This is a genomic window from Micromonospora sp. NPDC023633 (genome assembly GCF_040640035.1).
GTDB lineage: Bacteria > Actinomycetota > Actinomycetes > Mycobacteriales > Micromonosporaceae > Micromonospora.
The window spans coordinates 1-20,016 of record NZ_JBFABB010000077.1 but is presented as its reverse complement, the minus strand read 5'-3'; the positions used below and the strand labels follow the sequence as shown (position 1 = coordinate 20,016).

Below are 20,016 nucleotides of genomic sequence, written 5' to 3'. Positions count from 1 at the left end.
GTCGGAATCAGCGGTGCCCCTCCGGGCGCTGCCGCCACCGGTCCTCCATCCGGTCCAGGATCGAGGACCGACGACCCGACCGACCGCGGGGGTGACGACGACTCGTCGTCCCGCCCACGACGTGCAGGTCCGGTGACTGCGCCCGACGATGCGACTGCACCGCGAACGCGGCCGAGGCCAGCATGACGACGAAACCCGCCACTGCCAGCGGCGGAGTCTTGATCACCGCGCCGTAGACCAACAGGGCCAGCCCAGCGATCATCACGCCGGCAGCGACGAGCAGGCGACGCCGCGCGTGGAAGCGCGGATCGCTGGCGCGCACGGCCGAGGCGAATTTGGGGTCCTCGGCAAGCGACCGCTCGATCTGCTCGAACAGCCGCTGCTCGTGCTCCGAGAGCGGCACGGCACTCCTCCCCGGTCACGTTGGTCGGCCCGGTCGGGCCGACAGACCGTGGCAGCCAACCGGCTGCTTACCCGCAAGTCTACGAGGGCCCTCGCGCGTCGGAAAGCGGGACGACCTACGGCCGGGGTGGATTTTCATTTCGTCGTCCCTCGCGGACCCCGAGCAGACTGGCCGGACCTATGACGGACCGCCCGAAACGGGCAGCCGCGGCGTCGGCGGCGGCCTCCACCTCCCGCCAGCCCCGCTCGGGCGCGCCGAGGGTGAGCTGTCGCGGAGTCTCCTGCGCGGCGGCGAGCCCCTCGACCCGTACGCCGACCAGCCGGACGGGCTCACCCGGGTCGAGCACGGTGTAGAGCCCCCAGACGGTGTCGAAGATCTCCCTGGCCACGTCGGTCGGCCCGCCCGCCGTGCGGGAGCGGCTGACGGTGCGGAAGTCGGCCAGGCGCACCTTGAGCGACACGGTGCGCCCGACCTGCCCGGCCTGGCGCAGCCGGATGCCGACCTTCTCGGCGAGGGCGAGCAGCGCCCGGCGGATCTCCAGCGGGTCGGTGACGTCGACGTCGAAGGTCACCTCGGCGCCGATCGACTTCTCCGCGTGCTCGGGGCTGACCCGGCGCGGGTCCCGCCCCCAGGCCAGCTCGTGCAGCCCGGCGGCGGACGCCTCGCCGAGCGCCTTGCGCAGCATGCCGACCGGCGCCTCGGCGAGATCGCCGATCGTGGCCAGGCCCAGCCGCCGCAGCGTCTCGGTGGACCGCTCCCCCACTCCCCACAGCGCCGACACCGGCAGCGGGTGCAGGAAGTCGAGCACCCGGGTGGCCGGGACGACGAGCAGGCCGTCGGGCTTGGCGCGGGTCGAGCCGAGCTTGGCGACGAACTTGCTCGGGGCGACGCCGACCGAACAGGTCAGCCCCTGCTCTCCGGCGACCCGCTCGCGGATGCGGCGGGCGATGGCGGCCGGCGACCCGAAGAGCCGCCGGGCTCCGGCCACGTCGAGGAACGCCTCGTCCAGGGAGAGCGGCTCGACCAGCGGGGTGACGTCCCGGAAGATCTGCATGACCGCGGCGGAGGCCGCCGAGTACTGCGTGAAGTCCGGCGGCAGGTAGACCGCGTGCGGGCAGAGCGCCCGGGCCCGGGCGGTGGGCATGGCGCTGCGCACGCCGTAGCGCCGGGCCTCGTAGCTGGCGGAGCTCACCACCCCGCGCGGGCCGGTGCCGCCGACGACGACGGGCCGACCGCGCAGCTCCGGCCGGCGGCGGACCTCGACCGAGGCGAAGAAGGCGTCCATGTCGACGTGCAGGATCGGGCAGCCGGAATCGTCGGCGTCCGGCCCGAACCGGGGATCGCCGCCCCGGGGCAACGACTGGCTGCGGCCCATCCCCGCAGGCTAGCCCGGACCTGCGACACCGCACCCGGACGGGCCGACCGGGATGGCGGTCAGCCGCGTACGACCAGCAGCGGGATCGTCATCTCGGCCGCCGTGTCGGCCCCGTGGTACGCCACCAGCCGGGAGACCGCCGGCGGCTCGGACCGGGAGGCGGTCACCGCGTACGTGGCGTTGCAGATCACCACCACGTCGCCGATGCGCGCCAGGTGTTCCTCCGGCACCGGGCCGAACCAGCCGGCGGCCACCACCTCGTCGCGGGTACGCACCCGGGCCGCGGCGCCGAGCACCGCCGACCAGGCGGCCACGACGTCGTCCAGGGCGCCGGGGGTGACGTGCAGGTAGCGGACCCGGGGTTCCCCGGCGACCACCGCCAGCCCGGCGCGCAGCCGGGGGTCGGTGTCCAGGTCGAAGCGGTGCCCGGCCGGCACGTCGAGCTGGCCGTGGTCGGCGGTGACCAGCAGCGCGGCGTCGGGCGGCAGCCCGTCGACGAGCCGGGCCAGCAGCCGGTCCACCTCGGCCGCGGCGATCCGCCAGGGCGCGGAGTCGACGCCCGTGAGGTGGCCGTGCCGGTCCAGGTCGGGATGGTAGCCGGAGACCAGCGTGGGCCCCGGCCCGGCGGCCAGGGCGGCGAGCATCCGCTCGGCGAGCGCGTCGACGCCGGCCGCGCCCCGGTAGTCGCCGCCCCGGTTGGCGGCCAGCGTCAGCCCGCTGCCGCCGAACTCCGGCCGGCTCACCACCGTCACCGCGACCCCGGCGGCGCGGGCGCGCTCCAGCTGGGTGCGGACCGGCTGCCAGCGCAGCGGCGCGGGGTCGGCCGCCCACTCGATGTGGTTGAGCACCCGGTCGGTCCCGGGCACCCGCACGGTGAAACCGAGCACGCCGTGCGCGCCGGGCGCGGCGCCGGTGCCCAGTGTCACCAGGCTGGTCGGCGTGGTCGACGGGAAGCCCGAGGTCAGCGGCCGGCCGGCGGTCGCGGCCAGTCCCGCCAGGGTCGGCGCGTACGGCGCGGCGGTCGGGATCTGGTGCCAGCCGAGGCCGTCGACGAGCAGCACCGCGATCCGGCGCACCCCGGGCAGCGCGGCGCCGAGCCCGAGCGGATCGGTGGCGCCGGGCACGCCGAGCACGGCGAGCGCGGCGGGCAGGATGTCGGCGAGACTGCCGTCGCCGTAGCGCGGCCCGACGATCTCCAGCGGGTCGGTCACGGGCGGCGGGCGAACAGGTGCAGCTGGGCGGCGAGGTCCCGCCAGGGCGCCCGCGCGGCGAGCGCCCGCTCCAGCTCGACCAGGGCGGCCGGCTGGCCGTCGGCGACGGCGGCGGGGAGGAGGTCGGCGAGCACGCGTACGCCGTGGATCTCCTCGACCACGAGCCCCGCGGCGCCGAGCAGCGCGGTGGCGCCGTCGGCGTCGTAACGCCGGCGCAGTGTGTCCCGGGTGCCGGCGGCGCCGGCCGGATCGTCGGCCAGGGCGGCGGCGACGTCGAGGTGCCCGTTCATCGCCCGGCCGAGCACCGCGGCGGCCCGGCCCGCGACCAGCACGCTCGCGGCCCCGCCCGGGCGCAGCACGGCGGCCAACGCCGCCACGACCGCCGCCGGATCGTCCACGACCTCCAGCACGGCGTGGCAGAGCACCAGGTCGGCGCTGCCGGGCTCGACCAGGCCGGCGAGCGCGTCGCCGTCGCCCTGCACGGCACGGACCCGCTCGGCCACGCCGGCCTCGGTGGCCCGGCGGGTCAGCGCGGCGAGCGCGTCGGGACTGGCGTCGACCACGGTGACCCGGTGCCCGGCCTGGGCGAGCGGCACGGCGAAGCCGCCCGTGCCGCCGCCGACGTCGAGCACGGTGAGCGCGGCGCCGGCGCGACGCTCCAGCTCGGCGCGCAGCACCGACCAGATCACGGCGGTACGGGGGGTCAGCGGCGGCCCGGCGAGCCGGCCTGGGGTCTGCTCCACCCGGTCGAGCCTAGTCACCCGGTCCAGCCCCACCGAGCCGCACCTGCGGGCGGCCCGGCCGGCTCCGGGCGGGAGGTCAGGACTCGCCGGTGGCGGCGTCGTCCTCGGCCCGCGACCGCAGGGCGTTGGCCACCGGGCCCTCGACGATCTCGTACTCGCGCGGCTCGGTGTGGTGGCTCGGGGTCCAACCGGCGCTGAGCCGGGTCCGCCGGGAGTTCGCCACCCCGCCGCTACGCTCGTTGTTTCCCATGATCGTTGTCCCCCTCGTGCTCGCGCGGGCCACTCTGCCCGCGCGAGCTGGAGTGTCCCTCCATCGAGCGGGAAAAACCGTAATGTGGATCACTGCCGTCAGCGGAAGTCGCGCGAGGGCGGGCTGACCGGCGGTTCGATCGCGTCCAGCCGGTCGGCAGTGAGGTTGATCACTCCCTCGTGCCGCTGCAACCGGCCCCGCACCACCAGCGCGGCGCTGGTGCGGGCCACCCGCCGGTAGCGCTGCCACAGGCCCGGGGAGCAGGTGACGTTGAGCATCCCCGTCTCGTCCTCCAGGTTGAGGAAGGTGACCCCGCCGGCGGTCGCGGGCCGCTGCCGGTGGGTGACGATCCCGCCGACCCGGATGCGCCGCCCCGGCTCCACCCGGCCGAGCCGGGCGATCGGCACCGCGCCGAGGGCGTCGAGCCGGGGGCGGAGGAAGCTCACCGGGTGGCTCTCCGGCGACAGCCCGGTCGCCCAGACGTCGGCGACCAGCCGGTCCACCGCCTCCATCCCGGGCAGGGTGGGCGCGGTCGCGCCGGTCACCGTGCCCGGCAGCCGGCCCGGCCGGTCCTGGGCCGCCGCGCCGGCGGCCCAAAGGGCCTGCCGCCGGGACAGCCCGAAGCAGGCGAAGGCGTCCGCGGTGGCCAGCGCCTCCAGCTGCGCGGCGGACAGCCCGACCCGCCGGGCCAGGTCCGGCATGTCGCGGTACGGCCCGCGCGCCGCCCGTTCCGTCTCGATCCGCTCGGCCACCCCCTCGCCGAGGGTGCGTACGCCGGAGAGCCCGAGCCGGACGGCCGGCCCGTTCAGCCCCCAGGCGTGCGGCGGCTCCCCCGGCGCGCTGCCCCACCGGGTCTGCGGGGTGGACTCCAGCACCGCCAGAGCGCCGCTGGCGTTGACGTCCGGCCGGCGCACCTCGACCCCGTGCCGGCGGGCGTCGTCGACCAGCGTCTGCGGCGAGTAGAAGCCCATCGGCTGGGCGTTGAGCAGCGCGGCCAGGAACGGCCCCGGGTGGTAGCGCTTGAGCCAGGAGCTGGCGTAGACCAGGTAGGCGAAGCTCATCGCGTGGCTCTCCGGGAAGCCGTAGCTGGCGAACGCGGAGAGCTTTCGGTAGACGTCGTCGGCCAGCTCGCCGGTGATGCCCCGCCCGGCCATGCCCGCGTAGAGCCGGTCGGCGATGCGGGCCATCCGCTCGGCGGAACGCTTGGCGCCCATCGCCCGGCGCAGCTGGTCGGCCCCCGCCGCGTCGAAGCCGGCCAGGTCGATGGCGAGCTGCATCAGCTGCTCCTGGAACAGCGGCACGCCGAGGGTCTTCTCCAGCGCGTTGCGCATCAGCGGGTGCGGGTAGGTCACCGGCTCCTGGCCGTTCTTGCGCCGGATGTACGGGTGCACCGAGCCGCCCTGGATCGGGCCGGGCCGGATCAGCGCCACCTCGACCACCAGGTCGTAGAACTCGCGGGGCTTCAGCCGGGGCAGGGTGGCCATCTGGGCGCGGCTCTCCACCTGGAACACCCCGACCGAGTCGGCCCGGCAGAGCATGTCGTAGACCTCGGGGTCGTCCAGCGTCATGTCGCCGAGGTCCAGGCTCATCCCGATCATGTCGTAGCCGTAGTGCAGCGCGGAGAGCATGCCGAGCCCGAGCAGGTCGAACTTGACCAGGCCGACGGCGGCGCAGTCGTCCTTGTCCCACTGGAGCACGCTGCGGCCCGGCATCCGCCCCCACTCCACCGGGCACACCTCGATCACCGGCCGGTCGCAGATCACCATGCCGCCGGAGTGGATGCCCAGGTGCCGGGGGAACGTCTGCAACTCGTTGGCGTACGCGACCACCTGCTCGGGGATGTCCGCCACGTCGACGGGCGCCACGGAGCCCCAGCGGTCGATCTGCTTGCTCCAGGCGTCCTGCTGGCCGGGCGAGAACCCGAACGCCTTGGCCACGTCCCGCACCGCCGAGCGGGGCCGGTAGGAGATGACGTTGGCGACCTGTGCGGTGTGCTCCCGGCCGTACCGGGCGTAGACGTGCTGGATCACCTCCTCCCGGCGGTCGGACTCGATGTCCACGTCGATGTCCGGCGGGCCGTCGCGCTCCGGGGCGAGGAAGCGCTCGAAGAGCAGCCGGTGCCGGACGGCGTCCACGTTGGTGATCCGCAGCGCGTAGCAGACGGCCGAGTTGGCCGCCGAGCCCCGCCCCTGGCAGTAGATGTCCTGCTCGCGGCAGAACGTGACGATGTCGTAGACCACCAGGAAGTAGCCGGGGAAGCCCAGCTCCTCGATCATGTTCAGCTCGTGGTCGAGCTGCGCGTACGCCCTCGGATGCGCCGCGGGCGGGCCGTAGCGCTCGTGGGCGCCCTGGTGCGTCAGGTGGCGCAGCCAGCTCATCTCGGTGTGCCCGGGCGGCACCGGGTACGCCGGCAGCCGGGGTGCCACGAGCTGGAGGTCGAAGGCGAGCTCGGCGCCGAACTCGGCGGCGCGGGCCACCGCACCGGGGTAGGCGGCGAACCGGGCCGCCATCTCGGCGCCGCCGCGCAGGTGGGCGGTGCCGGCGGCGGGCAGCCAGCCGTCGATCTCGTCCAGGCTGCGCCGGGCCCGGACGGCGGCGACGGTGGTCGCCAGCCGCCGCCGGCCCGGGGTGGCGTAGTGCACGTTGTTGGTGGCCACCGTGGGCAGGCCGGCCGTCGCCGCCAGCTCGGCGAGCGCGTCGTTGCGGTCGGCGTCGACCGGGTGCCCGTGGTCGGTCAGCTCCACCGCCACCGTCTCCGCGCCGAACAGGGCGGTCAGCCGGTCCAGCTCGCGGGCCGCCGCGTCCACCCCCTCGGTGAGCAGCGCCGACGGCACGTGCCCCTTGCGGCAGCCGGTGAGCACCAGCACGTGGTCCCGCAGCTCGGCGGCGACCTCCTCCAGCTCGCCGTAGACCGGGCGGCCCTTCTCCCCACCGCGCAGCTGGGCGCGGGCGATGGTCGACGCCAGCCGGGCGTACCCCTCGTGGCCGTGGGCGAGGAGCAGCAGGTGCCGCCCGAGCGGGTCGGGCTCGCCGTTCTGCGGGCCGGGCAGGTCCAGGGAGAGCTCGGCGCCGAAGATGGTCGGCAGGTGCAGCGCGCGGGCCGCCTCGGCGAAGCGCACCACCCCGTAGAAGCCGTCGTGGTCGGTGACGGCGAGCGCGGTGAGGCCCAGCCGGGCCGCCTCCTCGGCCAGTTCCTCCGGGTGGCTGGCGCCGTCGAGGAAGCTGAAGTTGGTGTGCGCGTGCAGCTCGGCGTACGGCACCGCGTCGTCGGGGCGGGCCACCTCGGGCGGCCGGTAGTGCTCCCGCCTGCGGCTCCAGGCGGGAGAGTCGCCGCCGTCGGCGTCCACGGCCAGCGGGTCGACCACGTGCAGGTGCCGCTCGTCGCGCACCCGGCCGCCCTCCCCGCCGGCCCGCCCCTCCCCCGCGCCCGCTCGATCCGGGCCGGGCCGACCCCCACCGCTTGCTCGATCCGCACCCGACCGGCCCGCACCCGATCGGCCTTCACCCGGCCGACCCACGCGCTCGCCCGATCGGCCTTCCCCTGGCCCACCCGCGTCCGCACCCGGCCGGTCCGGGGCCGGCCGTCCGGTGCCGGGTCCCCGGCCGGAGAGCAGGCGTTCCAACTCCGACCAGGGCAGCTTCGGGTTGTGGAAGCTCATCGGAGCCCCTCCGGGCGGACAGCCGGGGGGATCTTGGTCGGTTTCGGCCCAGGGAGGGGCCGGAACCGGCCAAGATCCGAGAGCCGGCGACCGGTGGTCCCGTGGACGGGGCAGCTCGACAGCGTCTGCCGGCCAGCCGGCGAAGCCTCACGCCGACCGGGGCGGCGGGCGCGGGGCGGGCGCTCAGTCATAGATCGCCTCCACCAGCCACCGCCCGGCCTCGACGGCGAGCAGCAGGGCCGTACCGTCGGCCAGGCAGACCTGGAACCGGGCCCGCCGACGGGCCTCGGCCGGCGCCCACCAGCGCTCGTCGACCGGCCACGGACCGGCCCAGCCGACGATCTCGACCGGCCGGGCGGCGCCCACGGTCAGCCGGGCCGGCTCGGCGCTGACCTGGAGTCGCGCGCTGACCTCGACCGGCTCGCCGGCGGCGTCCTGCACGACCGCGGCGAGCGGGTCGGGCAGCACCACGGCCGGCGCGGGTGGCGGCAGCCGGCCCGGCCACGGCGGCGGGACGGGACGGGCCGGCAGGCGTTCGTCACCCCACGGCACCAGACGCACCTGGTCGGCCGGCGAGCGCCCGCCGCCGAGCACCGCGGTGACCACCGCCTCGGGGCCGAGGATGCCCTGCACCCGGCTCAGCGCCCGGTGCGCCCGCTCCCGCTCCTCGCCGGTCTCCCCCCACAGGCCGGGTTGCAGGCCGGCCTGCGCGACCACCCCGTCCGGGACCAGCCGCAGCCGAATGATGCCCGCCGTCGGGCGGGCCGGGCGGGTGCCGGCCCGACCGGTGCTGCCGGACAGCCAGCCGTCGAGCTGCCAGCGCACCCGGTCGGCGATGGCCGCGGCGGTGAGCAGCCCGTCGTGCCGCCAGACCCGGTGCAGTTCCTGACCGTGCGCGGTGACCGCCTCGATGCCGAGCCGGGTGCAGGCCAGCCCGTGTGCGGCGAGCCGGTCGTGCAGCCGTTCGGCCAACGCCCGGGCGGCGAAGGCCGCCGCGTCGACCCGGTCGAGCGGCTCGTCGTGGTCGGCGGTGACCGCGAGGTCGGCCGGGGGTTGCCGGACCGCGAGCGGACGGTGGTCACGCCCGGCCGCCAGCCGGTGGGCCAGCGCGCCGTCGAAGCCGAACCGGGCCAGCACGTCGCCGGCGGGCAGCGCGGCGAAGTCGCCCAGGGTGCGTACGCCGAGCCGGCGCAGCAGGTCGCTCAGGGCCGGGCGGCCGAGCGCCTCGACCGGCAGGTCGGCGAGGAACTGCGGTGTCCCGCCGGGCGGAACGACCCGTCCGTCTCGGGCGGCCAGCCCGGCGGCGAAGACCCCGTCGGCGATGCCGACCTGACTCTCCACTGCGCAGGCCTGGGCGACGTGCTCGACGATCCGCTCGGCTGCCGCCTCCTCGCCCCCGAGGTAGCGGCTCGGCCCCCGGGCCGCCACCGCGCACGCGCCGGGGCGCACCACCTCGACGCCGGCGACCAGTTCCTCGACGGCGGCGACCACCGGTTCGAACGCTCGGGCGTCCCGCCCGGGGTCGTACTCGACGGCGGTGAGCTGCGGGCACCGGCCCTGGGCCTCCCGTTTGCGCAGCCCCCGACGCACCCCCTCGGCGCGGGCCCGCTCGGAGCAGGCGACCACCCGGTTGGCGTGCAGCACGGCGACCGGGGCGGTGGCCGGCACCCCGTCGACGATCTCCGCGGCGAGCACCGGCCAGTCCGGGCACCAGAGCAGCAGGGTCCGCACGGGCGCGACGGTCACGTCGGACCGGCCAGAGTCAGCGCGGCGGTCACGTCGGGCCGACCAGGGTGAGCGCGGCACGACGGGACGGGCCGGTGGGCGCCGGGCCGACCGGGCGGAGCCGGCCGGCGGTCGACCGGCCGGTGACGGAGACGGCGGCGGGAGCGGAGCGGGGAATGACCCGGGTGAGCCCGTCCCCCGGCAGCCAGACCTTGATCTCCTTGGGGCGGGCGGCGGCCCCCCGGCCCCGCGCGGAGACGGTGACCTCGCGGCGACGCAGCCGGCCCCGCCCCTGCCCGAGCCCCTCCCAGGCGCCCCGGACCACCTGGAGGGTCACGTCCGCGCCGTCCCACTGCCCGTACGGGACGAGGACGCTGCCCCGCTGCCGGGCCCGGGCGGCCAGCCGGTTGGCGACCGAGGCGGAGACCGCAGTCGGCACGGCGGTGACCACGACGTCCACCCCGTCGATCAGGGCGGCGATGACGGTGGCCCACTCCGGGCCCGGGTGGGGCACCAGGGCGAGCCGGTCCAGGGCGATGCCCAGCTCGGCGGCAGCGCCCGCCCCGAACGTCGGGACCCCGACCACGGCGCACCACGAACCGGCCCGGGACGCCTCGGCGAGCAGCGCCAGGACCAGCGAGGTGCCGCCGCTGCGTCGGGGGGGTTGGCCGGTGGCGACCGCGATCGTGCTGCCCCGCCGCAGCCCCCGGTTGGGCAACAGCCCGGTCAGCTCCGGGGCCACCGGCAGCAGCCGGTGGCCACCCGCCGGATCCGGCGCGCTCGCCGGGCGCACCAGACCGGCCAGTGCGGCGGAACCGACCACCATCCGGCCCGCCATCGGACCTACCCCCCGTCGTGCTGTCGGATCGGACGTGCGCGTGGCGCGCCCGGGCACCCGGTCACCACCGGATGGCCGGGTGCCCGGGTCAGGCCGCGAGGCCGTCGAGCGCCGGTTGGTGGGCCACCCCGAGCGCGGTCTCCACGACCGTGACGAACTGCTCGGCGGAGCGCAGCAGGTCGTCGGCCTCCCGGGCGGTCACCACCCGGGGGATGCCGGCCTCGGCGGCGGCCCGCTTGCCGGCGCCGAGGGCGAAGAACCGGGCCCACTCGTCGAGCTCGGGGGCGACGCCGGAGAGCAGGATCCAGACGCTGGTGACCCGGTGGCGTCGGGCGGGGGCGGGACGCGCCCGGGCGGCGAGCACGGCTGCGGCCGCCCGGAGCGCGGCGAGGTGGGCGGCGGCGTAACGGAGGCCGTCGGGGCGGGTCTGGGCGGCCTCGGCCAGCCCGTGCCGGGCCACCGCGAGAAGCTGGGCGGGGGTGCGGTGCGGCAGCACGTGCGCCGGCACCGTCGGTGCCTGAGCCGGGTTGGTCGGCATGGGACTGTCTCCTCCACGTGGCCGAGGCGCCGCCCCGGAGACGGCCCTGGGCCGCCGGCGGGACGCCGGGTCGAGTGGTGCGGAGGAAGACGCACCGGTGGGGTGGCCGGCCGGGTGTGGACGCTTCCCCACACCACACCCGGCCGGCGTTACCGGCGGGTTCGTCGCCCGCCGCCCGGGGGTCGTGGGCGGCGGGCGACGCTCCTGCCTGACGGGCCCGGACTCGCGACTGCCCGGGACCCAGGTGCGGCCCGCGGAGCCGCACCGCCCGGAGCCGCGCCGCGAAACACCGCCCCGGGTCTGTTGGAACGGGCGTTCGAGGCAATCGAACACTCGTTCTAACTGCTGCTGACAGTACACCCTCCCTCCGACGAAAATGCAACGTGTGACGCGCGGACGTCGGTCGACGTCGCAGCAGGTGCCGGCTCCGGCGCCCGCCGCCGGGGCCTGCCGCGGTGGGCGCCGGGTTCGCGGCGGTAGCCTCCGCCCGTGACAACCCCCCGCCCCGGCCTCGGGGTCGCCATGGTGCTCGCCTCGGCCGGGCTCTTCGCCGTCAACGGCACGGTCTCCAAGCTGGTGCTCCGCGCCGGCCTGGACGCCCCGCAGCTCACCCTGCTGCGCGCCGCCGGCGCCGTCACCGGGCTGCTGGTCCTGAGCCTGCTGCTGCGCCCGGGGGCCCGCCGGCTCCGGGCCACCCCCGGCCAGCTGCCGCTGCTGATCGGGTACGGGCTGGCTGGGTTCTTCGCCGTGCCGATGCTCTACTTCGTCGCCATCTCCCGGCTGCCGGTCGGGATCGGGCTGCTGTTCGAGTACACCGCCCCGTTGCTGGTCGCCCTCTGGGCCCGGTTCGGTCAGCGGCACCGGGTGCGCCCGCGGCTCTGGGCCGGCCTGGCGTTGAGCCTCGTCGGCCTCGGCTGCGTGGCCGAGGTGTGGGGCGAGCTGAAGCTGGACGGCCTCGGCGTGCTCGCCGGCCTCGGCGCCGCGGTCTTCCTCGCCGCCTACTACGTGCTCGGCGCCCACGGCACGGCGCGCCGGGACACGTTGTCGCTGTGCACCTGGGCGTTCGGCGCCTCGGCCGTGGCGGGCCTGCTCACCCGCGCGGTCACCGTGGGCACCGGCGGCTGGGAGCCGCTGACCACCGACACCGACGGGGGCGTGCCCGTGGCGCTGCTCTGCGGGTACATGGTGGTGCTCGGCTCGATCGCGCCGTACCTGCTGGTGGCCGGGGCGATACGGCACCTCCCCGCAACCAGCGTCGGGATCCTCGGCATGGCCGAGCCGGTGCTCGCCTCGGCGGTCGCCTGGGTCGTGATCGGCCCCGGTGAGGCGCTCAACACCGCCCAGCTCACCGGCGGGCTCCTGGTGCTGGCCGGCGTCGCGCTGGCCGAGACGGCCCGGGTCGCCCCGGACCGGGCCGCCGCGCCGCCCGCCCCGGACACCGTCACCGTCCCGCCCCGGGCGGGCCGAACGTCGCCGCGTCCCGCCCGGTCGGGGCGCGGCACGGCCGGCTGAGCCGCCGACCGGGCCACCGGGAAGAATGGTCGACATGCAGCCACACCCGAACGTACGGGCGGTGCAGGACGTGCTCGACGCCGCTGGCGCCCGGGACGCCTCCGGCGCGCCGAGCGTCGTCCGCCTGCTGCCCGACGCGGTCCACACCGCCGCGGCCGCGGCCGAGTCGCTCGGCGTCGGAGTCGGCCAGATCGCCAACTCGCTCGTCTTCGAGGCGGACGGCGCGCCGCTGCTGGTGCTCACCTCCGGCGCGCACCGGGTGGACACCGTCGGCCTGGCCGCGTCCATCGGGGTCGGCCGGCTGCGCCGGGCCACCCCGGAGTTCGTCCGCGCGCACACCGGGCAGGTGATCGGCGGGGTCGCCCCGGTCGGCCACCCGCGTCCGCTGCGCACCCTGGTCGACACCGCCCTGGAGTCGTACGACGAGATCTGGGCGGCCGGCGGCGTGCCGCGGGCGGTCTTCCCCACCACGTACCCGGAGCTGCTGCGGGTCACCGGCGGCGTCCCGACCGGGGTGGCGTGAGCGAGCGGAGCGAACCATGGGGCTCAGCAGCGTGGCGCCTCGCGACGGCGTGAGCGAGCGGAGCGAGGTGGATGCCGTGCGCGGGACCGACGTCCCGGAACTGGTCACGCTGCACGTGTGGCGCACCTCCCGCGCCGCGCTGCCCCGGGCGCTGACCCGGATGGCGGTCGACCCCCGCCGGCTGCGCGCGCTGCCCGGCGTACGGTTCGGCAAGCTGCTCGGCACCGGGACCGGCACCGGCTTCGGGCCGGGCGACGCCGACCTCACCCGGTGGGCGGCGCTGACCGTGTGGGACTCCCCCGCCGCCGCGGCCGGCTTCGACGGCTCGCCGGTGGGGCGCGCCTGGACCCGGATCGCCCACGCGTCCGTGCGGGTCGACCTGCGCCCGCTGAGCAGCCGGGGCGAGTGGTCGGGCCGCCGGCCGTTCGGGGATCCGCCCGGTGGCCGGGTCACCGGCCCGGTGCTGGCGCTGACCCGCGCCCGGCTGCGGCCACGGCGGGCGGCCACCTTCTGGCGGGCGATCCCCCCGGTGGCCGCCGCGCTGCACGCCGCGCCCGGCCTGCTGGCCCGCTTCGGCGTCGGCGAGGCCCCGCTGGGCTGGCAGGGCACGGTGAGCGTGTGGCGCGCCCCGGCGGACCTCGTTGCGTTCGCGTACCGTCACCCGGAGCACCGCGCCGCGATCATGCGGACCCCCACCGAGGGGTGGTACGCGGAGGAGCTCTTCGCGCGGTTCGAGGTACGCGACGTGGTGGGTGACCGGGCGGTGCTGGGGTGGGTCGCGGACGGCGATCCGAGAGCGGCGGAGGGTGCACGGGCATGAGGTTGGTGCGGTGGACGCCGGACGATCTCGTCCGACGGCTGGACGACGTGGTGGCCGTCTACGGCGAGGCGATGGGCTACCGCCCGGAGCTGCTGGATTCCCGGCGCGGCTACATCGCCACCCACGTACGCCGACCCGGCTTCCGCGCCGTCGCCAGCCTGACCAGCGAGGGCCACCTGGCCGGCTTCGGCTACGGCTACCTGGGCGGCTCGGGGCAGTGGTGGCACGACCAGGTCTGGCGGGCGCTGGACACCCCGGCCCGGCAGCGCTGGCTGACCCACTGCTTCGAGGTGGTCGAGCTGCACGTCCGTCCGCCCGCGCAGGGGCACGGCCTGGGCGCGCGGCAGCTGCGGGCCCTGCTGAGCCTGGCGGAGGGCACGACCACGCTGCTCTCCACCCCCGAGGCCGACGAACAGCGGTCCCGGGCCTGGCGGCTGTACCGCCGGTTCGGCTTCGTCGACGTCCTGCGCGACTTCCACTTCCCCGGCGACGAGCGCCCGTTCGGCGTGCTCGGCCGGGACCTGCCGCTGGAGCCCCCGACACCCGCCCCGCCCGGCCGGGGCGCCTCGTGACCCGACGGCTGTCCTGGGCGCTGCTGGCCGTGCTGGTGCTGGCGCAGATCTGCTACCCGCTGACCACCGGGGAGGCCCGGGCCCGGCTGACCGTCGCCACCGTCGTGCTCGGCTACCTGCTCTCGGTCGGCCACGCCTTGCTCAGCCGGGGCCCGCGTACGGCGGCGGCGCTGGTCGCGGTGGCCACGGTCGGCGGGTTCGCCATCGAGGCGCTCGGAGTGGCCACCGGCTTCCCGTTCGGCAGCTACGACTACTCCGGCGAGCTGGGGCCGAAGCTGGCCGGGGTGCCGCTGATCATCCCGCTGGCCTGGACCTGGATGGCCTGGCCGGCCTGGCTGGCCGCCACCCGGCTGACCGGGGGCGACGCCGGCGGCCGGCCCGGGCAGCGGGGCGGCGCGTTCCATGGCCGGCGGATCGCGCTGGCCGCCGTCGGGCTGGCCGCCTGGGACCTCTTCCTCGACCCGCAGATGGTGGCCGAGGGCCACTGGGTCTGGCGGGACGCCACCCCCACGCTGCCCGGCCTGCCCGGCATCCCGGTGAGCAACTACCTGGGCTGGCTGCTCTTCGCCGTGCTGATCATGAGCGCGCTGCGCCCGCTGGCCGGGCCCGCCGTGGCCACCACCGACGGGCGCGACGGCCCGATGTTCGCGCTCTGGCTGTGGACGTACTTCTCCAGCGTGCTGGCCCACGCGGCCTTCCTCGACCTGCCCGCCTCGGCGCTGTGGGGCGCGGTCGGCATGTCGGTGGCCGCCGTGCCGCTGGCGGTCACGCTGGTCCGCTCCCGCCGCGATGACCAACACCGGTCCCCTCGGCCGCAGCGCCCCGGCGTCGACGCGACGGCATGACCGCCGTCCTCGCGCTGCTGCTCGGCGTGGCCGCGCTGACCGCGCACACCCTGGTCAACGCCGGCCGCTGGCTGCGCCGCCCGGCCGAGCGGCCGGCGCCGGTCACCGAGCCCGTGGCGGTGCTGCTGCCGCTGCGCGACGAGGCCGCGCGGGTCACCCCGTGCCTGCGCGCGCTGCTCGCCCAGCGGGGCGTGCCGCGGCTGCGCGTGGTGGTGCTCGACGACGGGTCGTCCGACGGCACCGCGGGCGTGGTCCGCGCGGTGGCGGGCGACGACCCCCGGGTCACCCTGCTCGACGGGGTCGCCCCGCCGCCGGGCTGGCTGGGCAAGCCGCACGCCTGCTGGCAGCTGGCCACCCGGGCCGACCCCGCGGCGACCGCGCTGGTCTTCGTCGACGCCGACGTGGTGCTCGCCCCGGACGCGGTCGCGGCGGCCGTCACCGAGCTGCGGGCCGCGCGGGTGACGCTGCTGTCGCCGTACCCCCGGATCCTGGTGGCGACGGTGGCCGACCGGCTGGTCCAGCCGCTGTTGCAGTGGCTGTGGCTGACCTTCCTGCCGCTGCGGGCGATGGAGCGCTCGCGGCGTCCATCGCTGGCCGCCGCCGGCGGGCAGTTCCTGGTGGTGGACCGGGCCGGCTACGAGGCCGCAGGCGGGCACGCCGTGGTGGCCGGGAAGATCCTGGAGGACGTCGAGCTGGCCCGCGCGGTCAAGCGGGCCGGCGGCCGGATCGCCCTCGCCGACGGCTCGCGGCTGGCCGCCTGCCGGATGTACGAGGACTGGCCGCAGCTGCGCGACGGCTACTCGAAGTCGCTCTGGGCGACCTTCGGCAACCCGAGGGCGGCGGCCGCCGTGGTGGCCCTGCTGCTCCTGCTCTACACCGCTCCCCCGCTGCTGGCGGTCGCCGCCCTGGCCGCCGGCGCGCCGACGGTGGCCGCCGCCGCGCTCGCGACCTACCTGCTCGGGGTGGCCGGGCGGGCGGTCAGCGCCCGGGCGACCGGCGGCCGGTGGTGGCCCGACGCGCTGGCACACCCCGTGTCGGTCGTGGTCCTCGGTTGGCTGACCCTGCGGTCGTACCATCTGCGGAAGCGGCGTCGCCTGTCCTGGCGCGGCCGCCCCGTCACCTAGGGAGGCGCGGCATGGCGCGGATCGTGGTCGTCGGCGCCGGGGTGGGAGGCCTGGCCACCGCCGCCCGGCTGGCCGCCACCGGACACCAGGTCACCGTGCTCGAACGTACGGGCACCGTCGGCGGCAAGCTCGGCCGGTACCTTCACGACACCCCGGCGGGCCCGTTCCACTTCGACACCGGGCCGAGCCTGCTCACCCTGCCCGACGTCTTCCACGACCTGTTCGAGGCGACCGGCGCGAAGCTCGACGAGTACCTGGACCTGGTGCCGGTGGACCCGATCGTGCGGCACGTCTTCCCCGGCGGCGGCCCGGCCCTCGACTCCTGCGCCGACCCGACCGAGTTCGCCGCCCGGATCGGTGCGGCCTTCGGCGACCGGGCCGCCGCGGACTGGCGGCGGCTGTGGCGCCGGGCCGAGCGGGTGTGGCAGGCGTCGCACCGGGACATCCTGCGCCGCCCGATCGACTCCCCGCTGGACCTGGCCGCGCTGGCCTGGCGGCTGGGCGACCTGGCCGCCATCGGGCCGGGCCGGACGCTGCGCGGGCTGGGCCGACGGCACCTGTCCGACCCCCGGCTGCGGATGCTGCTGGACCGGTACGCCACCTACACCGGCGCCGACCCGCGCCGGGCGCCGGCCGCGCTGGTCGCCGTGCCCTACGCCGAGCTGGCCTTCGGCGGCTGGTACCTGCGTGGCGGGCTGGGCACGCTCGCCGACGCGCTGCTGACCCGCTGCCTGGACCTCGGCGTGGTCGTGCAGACCGGCGCCACGGTCACCCGGATCGACGCCGCGGGCGGCCGGGTGCACGGCGTACGCCTGCGCGGCGTCGCCGCGCCCGTCCCCGCCGACGTGGTGGTGGCCAACGTCGACGCGCTCACCCTCTACCGGGACCTGCTGCCCAGCCCGCGCCGGCTGGCCGGGCTGACCGACCGCAGCCTGGCCGGTTTCGTACTGCTGCTCGGCGTCACCGGGGACTCCGGGCTGGCCCACCACAACGTGTTCTTCCCCCGCGACTACGACGCCGAGTTCGACGCGGTCTTCGGCCACCCGGGGCGCGGCGTGCGGGCCCGCCCGGCGGCCGATCCCACCGTCTTCGTCACCGTGGCCGACGACCCGATGGTCCGGCCGGCCGGCCACGAGGCGTGGTTCGTGCTGGTCAACGCCCCCCGGCACGGCACCGCCACCGGCGCCGTCGACTGGCGTCGGCCCGGCCTCGCCGAGGCGTACGCCGACCGGGTCCTCGACGTGCTGGCCGAGCGCGGCGTCGACGTGCGGGACCGGCTGGTGTTCCGGGAGGTCCGCACCCCGGCCGACCTGGACGACGCGACCGGCGCGCCCGGCGGGTCGATCTACGGCACCGCCGGCGGCCTGCTGCGCCCGGCCAACCGGGGCCCGGCGCACGGGTTGTGGCTGGTCGGCGGCTCCAGCCACCCGGGCGGCGGCCTGCCGATGGTGACGCTCTCCGCCCAGATCGTCGCCGAGGAGATCGGCCCCGCCTGGTAGCCGCCGACGGGCAGGGGCACCGCGTCGACACGTCCGGGGCCTCGCTGGCAGCCCGGCCGGACCGGCCGGCCCTGCCGCGCAGCCCGGCCGGCCCTACCGCGCGGTCAGCCGGCGTCGATCAGGGCGCGGTCAGCCGGCGTCGATCAGGGCGCGGCGGACGGCGGAGAGCAACTGGCCCAGGCCGAACCCGGCCAGCAGCACCCAGACGGAGGTCGCCATGGTCATCGTGCCGGCGGCCAGGTCCGGCTCGATCAGCCCGGTCAGCCCGGCCAGCAGCAGCCCGACCAGGGCCACCGAGACCCGGGTGGGGCGCTCCCCCACGGTCACCGCGCCGAGTTCCCGCATCCCGGCGGAGACCGCCCGGGCGCGGACGTACTCGTGCAGCCAGGAGAGCGCACCGGCGGTCACGACGAGCGCCCCCGGCGCCCCGATCAGCCAGAACGCGGCCAGCCAGGCGACCTCGCCGAGCCGGTCGGCCAGCGAGTCGTAGACGTAGCCGAGCCGGGTGGTCCGGTTCGTGGCCACCGCCACCGCACCGTCGACGCTGTCCGCCACCGCGGCGAGCAGCACGAACAGCGCCGCGAGGAAGGGGCCGTCCTGCGGCCGTACGGCGAACAGCGGCACGCAGGCGCAGAGCAGCACGCCGACCACGGTGACCGGGGTCGGGCCGACCCGCAGCCGGCCCAGCACGAACCCGACGTGGTAGGCGAACCGCAGCCAGGCGCGGACGACCGGGGTCGCCGCCCGGGGGTCGAACCCCCCGTGCAGCCGTGCCCAGGCCGTGGCGTAGTCGTCCCAGTTCAGCTGTGTGCCCACCACGGAACAACCGTCGCACCGGCGCTCAGGTGTCGCGGCACCGGGGTCACACCCGCGCGCCGACCTGGAGGTTCTGCCAGACCTCCCGGGTGGCGGTGGAGCGGTTGAGGGTGATGAAGTGGATCCCCGGCACGCCCTCGTCGAGCAGCCGCCGGCACATCTCGCTGGCCTGCTCGACGCCGAGCCGGCGCACCGCCTCCGCGTCGTCGGCGACCTTCGCGAACCGCTCGGCCAGGGCCGGTGGGAAGGGTGCCCCCGAGAGCTGCACCGAGCGCTCGATGGTGCCGATCTGCGTCACCGGCATCACGCCGGCCAGGATCGGGGTGTCGCAGCCGGCGGCGGCGACCCGGTCGCGCAGTCGCAGGTAGTCGTCGGCGTCGAAGAACATCTGGGTGATCGCGAAGTCGGCGCCGGCCCGGCACTTGCGGACGAAGTGCTCGGTGTCGCTGTCGACGTCGGGTGAACGCGGGTGCTTGTAGGGGAACGCCGCCACCCCGACGCTGAAGTCGCCGGCGTCGCGCACCAGGCGGACCAGCTCCTCGGCGTGCAGCACGCCCTCGGGGTGGCGCACCCAGTCGCCGCCCGGGTCGCCCGGCGGGTCGCCCCGCACGGCGAGCACGTTGCGCACCCCGACCCCGGCGAGCCGGCCGATGACGTGGCGCAGCTCGGCCACGGAGTGGTTGACCGCGGTCAGGTGGGCCATCGGCAGCAGGGTGGTCTCGGTGGCGATCCGCTCGGTGACCGCGACGGTGGTGTCGCGGGTCGACCCGCCCGCGCCGTAGGTGATCGAGACGAACGACGGGCGCAGCGACTCCAGCTCGCGGATCGCCTGCCACAACAGCCGCTCGCCCTGCTCGGTCTTGGGCGGGAAGAACTCGAAGGAGAACGTCGGCTGGCGGTCACGGATCAGCTCCCCGATCGCCGGCTGCGGATTGGGGAGGACCGATGGAAGACCGAGCGCCACGCCACGACTCTAGCGGGCCGGGCCCCGCGGGCCGAGACCTTCCCACACTCGCGGACGCAGGACCGCACGAACGCGGATCCGCCGGGGCCGGAAAGCGTCGTACCCCCGGAGTAGTCATGGGGTTGCGCGGGGTGGGCCCGGCCGGAGGCCGACCCGCCGGGGGCCCGCGCGGGGGTCAGCATCCACCGGTGGCGCACCGGTCCCGTTCCGGGGCCCGCGCCGCCGCCGCGCCGACACCCGCCCGGAGGACCGATGACGTCGCCCCCGCCGCCCGGCCCGCAACTGCTCGGGCCGCTGCTCGCCCGGCTCCGGCTGGCCCGCGGCTGGAGCCAGCTGCGGCTCGCGGCCGAGCTCTGCGCCGCGTCCGGTGTGCCGACCCTCAGCCGGCACGAGGTCTCCCGGTGGGAGCGGCAGCTGCGCGCCCCCGGCGAGTTCTGGCTCGGCTGGCTCGCCGTCGTCCTCGCGGTGCCGGTCGACCTGCTGGCCACCGCCGCGGCCCGCACCCGCAACCTCGGTCCGCCGCCGGCCTTCGGCGGCACCCGGCCCCGGGTACGCTGGTCACCGCGCTCGGCGGGCGTACGCTCGGCCTCTTCTCCTCC

Annotated in this window: 19 protein-coding genes; 8 read left to right on the top strand and 11 right to left on the bottom strand. The window is 76.8% G+C overall.

Annotated features, from left to right (window positions below; genetic code table 11):
* Nucleotides 1-7: 7 nt before the first annotated feature.
* The 9 genes from AB0G13_RS22520 to AB0G13_RS22480 form a co-directional block, all read right to left on the bottom strand.
* The gene (locus AB0G13_RS22520) at nt 8-403 is read right to left on the bottom strand and encodes a DUF3040 domain-containing protein (RefSeq protein WP_357877330.1); all 396 of its coding nucleotides are present in this window, start codon (nt 401-403) and stop codon (nt 8-10) included.
* Between the two features lie 115 nt (nt 404-518).
* Nucleotides 519-1,778 carry a DNA polymerase IV gene (locus AB0G13_RS22515; RefSeq protein ID WP_357877327.1) on the bottom strand — a complete coding sequence of 420 codons (1,260 nt, stop codon included), beginning with the start codon at nt 1,776-1,778 and terminating at the stop codon, nt 519-521.
* A gap of 59 nt (nt 1,779-1,837) precedes the next feature.
* Entirely contained in the window at nt 1,838-2,989 is a 1,152-nt protein-coding gene (locus AB0G13_RS22510; protein WP_357877324.1) for a nucleotide pyrophosphatase/phosphodiesterase family protein, read from the bottom strand.
* Nucleotides 2,986-3,750 (bottom strand): methyltransferase domain-containing protein, encoded by a 765-nt coding sequence (locus AB0G13_RS22505; protein ID WP_357877321.1) that lies wholly within the window; start codon nt 3,748-3,750, stop codon nt 2,986-2,988. Before AB0G13_RS22505 ends, AB0G13_RS22510 begins: the two co-directional genes overlap by 4 nt.
* A gap of 58 nt (nt 3,751-3,808) precedes the next feature.
* Complete coding sequence (locus AB0G13_RS22500) at nt 3,809-3,982, bottom strand: hypothetical protein (RefSeq protein WP_357877318.1); 174 nt, start codon at nt 3,980-3,982, stop codon at nt 3,809-3,811.
* Nucleotides 3,983-4,080: 98 nt separating this feature from the next.
* Nucleotides 4,081-7,371, bottom strand: coding sequence for an error-prone DNA polymerase (locus AB0G13_RS22495; protein ID WP_357877315.1), 3,291 nt, complete (start codon nt 7,369-7,371; stop codon nt 4,081-4,083).
* Between the two features lie 453 nt (nt 7,372-7,824).
* Entirely contained in the window at nt 7,825-9,387 is a 1,563-nt protein-coding gene (locus tag AB0G13_RS22490; RefSeq protein WP_357877312.1) for a DNA polymerase Y family protein, read from the bottom strand.
* Nucleotides 9,388-9,415: 28 nt separating this feature from the next.
* Nucleotides 9,416-10,204 carry a hypothetical protein gene (locus AB0G13_RS22485; RefSeq protein WP_357877309.1) on the bottom strand — a complete coding sequence of 263 codons (789 nt, stop codon included), beginning with the start codon at nt 10,202-10,204 and terminating at the stop codon, nt 9,416-9,418.
* 88 nt (nt 10,205-10,292) lie between these two features.
* Nucleotides 10,293-10,742, bottom strand: coding sequence for an SAV_6107 family HEPN domain-containing protein (locus tag AB0G13_RS22480; protein ID WP_357877306.1), 450 nt, complete (start codon nt 10,740-10,742; stop codon nt 10,293-10,295).
* A 489-nt stretch (nt 10,743-11,231) separates the two neighbouring features.
* Between AB0G13_RS22480 and AB0G13_RS22475 the strand changes: the two genes are divergently transcribed.
* The 7 genes from AB0G13_RS22475 to crtI all read left to right on the top strand — a co-directional run bounded on the left by AB0G13_RS22475 (nt 11,232) and on the right by crtI (nt 17,637).
* Nucleotides 11,232-12,254, top strand: coding sequence for an EamA family transporter (locus tag AB0G13_RS22475; protein WP_357877303.1), 1,023 nt, complete (start codon nt 11,232-11,234; stop codon nt 12,252-12,254).
* A 34-nt stretch (nt 12,255-12,288) separates the two neighbouring features.
* Nucleotides 12,289-12,777, top strand: a complete 489-nt coding sequence (locus AB0G13_RS22470) for a YbaK/EbsC family protein (RefSeq protein WP_357877300.1) — start codon at nt 12,289-12,291, stop codon at nt 12,775-12,777.
* Between the two features lie 76 nt (nt 12,778-12,853).
* Nucleotides 12,854-13,597, top strand: coding sequence for a monooxygenase (locus AB0G13_RS22465; RefSeq protein ID WP_357877297.1), 744 nt, complete (start codon nt 12,854-12,856; stop codon nt 13,595-13,597).
* Entirely contained in the window at nt 13,594-14,169 is a 576-nt protein-coding gene (locus tag AB0G13_RS22460; RefSeq protein WP_357877294.1) for a GNAT family N-acetyltransferase, read from the top strand. Before AB0G13_RS22465 ends, AB0G13_RS22460 begins: the two co-directional genes overlap by 4 nt.
* Nucleotides 14,166-15,014, top strand: a complete 849-nt coding sequence (locus AB0G13_RS22455; protein ID WP_357877291.1) for a carotenoid biosynthesis protein — start codon at nt 14,166-14,168, stop codon at nt 15,012-15,014. The genes AB0G13_RS22460 and AB0G13_RS22455 overlap by 4 nt, the downstream gene beginning before the upstream one ends.
* Nucleotides 15,011-16,138: a glycosyltransferase family 2 protein gene (locus AB0G13_RS22450; RefSeq protein ID WP_357877288.1), complete on the top strand. Its 1,128-nt coding sequence runs from the start codon at nt 15,011-15,013 to the stop codon at nt 16,136-16,138. The genes AB0G13_RS22455 and AB0G13_RS22450 overlap by 4 nt, the downstream gene beginning before the upstream one ends.
* An 11-nt stretch (nt 16,139-16,149) precedes the next feature.
* A complete protein-coding gene (crtI, locus tag AB0G13_RS22445) occupies nt 16,150-17,637 on the top strand; it encodes a phytoene desaturase family protein (RefSeq protein WP_357877285.1) in 1,488 nt (495 codons plus the stop codon).
* 129 nt (nt 17,638-17,766) lie between these two features.
* Here the strand turns inward: crtI and AB0G13_RS22440 are convergent, their stop codons facing one another.
* Nucleotides 17,767-18,456: a CDP-alcohol phosphatidyltransferase family protein gene (locus tag AB0G13_RS22440; RefSeq protein WP_357877282.1), complete on the bottom strand. Its 690-nt coding sequence runs from the start codon at nt 18,454-18,456 to the stop codon at nt 17,767-17,769.
* Between the two features lie 43 nt (nt 18,457-18,499).
* Nucleotides 18,500-19,417 carry a methylenetetrahydrofolate reductase [NAD(P)H] gene (gene metF, locus AB0G13_RS22435; RefSeq protein WP_357877279.1) on the bottom strand — a complete coding sequence of 306 codons (918 nt, stop codon included), beginning with the start codon at nt 19,415-19,417 and terminating at the stop codon, nt 18,500-18,502.
* 252 nt (nt 19,418-19,669) lie between these two features.
* Here metF and AB0G13_RS22430 point away from each other — a divergent pair.
* Nucleotides 19,670-20,016 (top strand): helix-turn-helix transcriptional regulator (locus tag AB0G13_RS22430; RefSeq protein ID WP_357877276.1); only part of this gene is annotated, 347 nt, incomplete at its 3' end.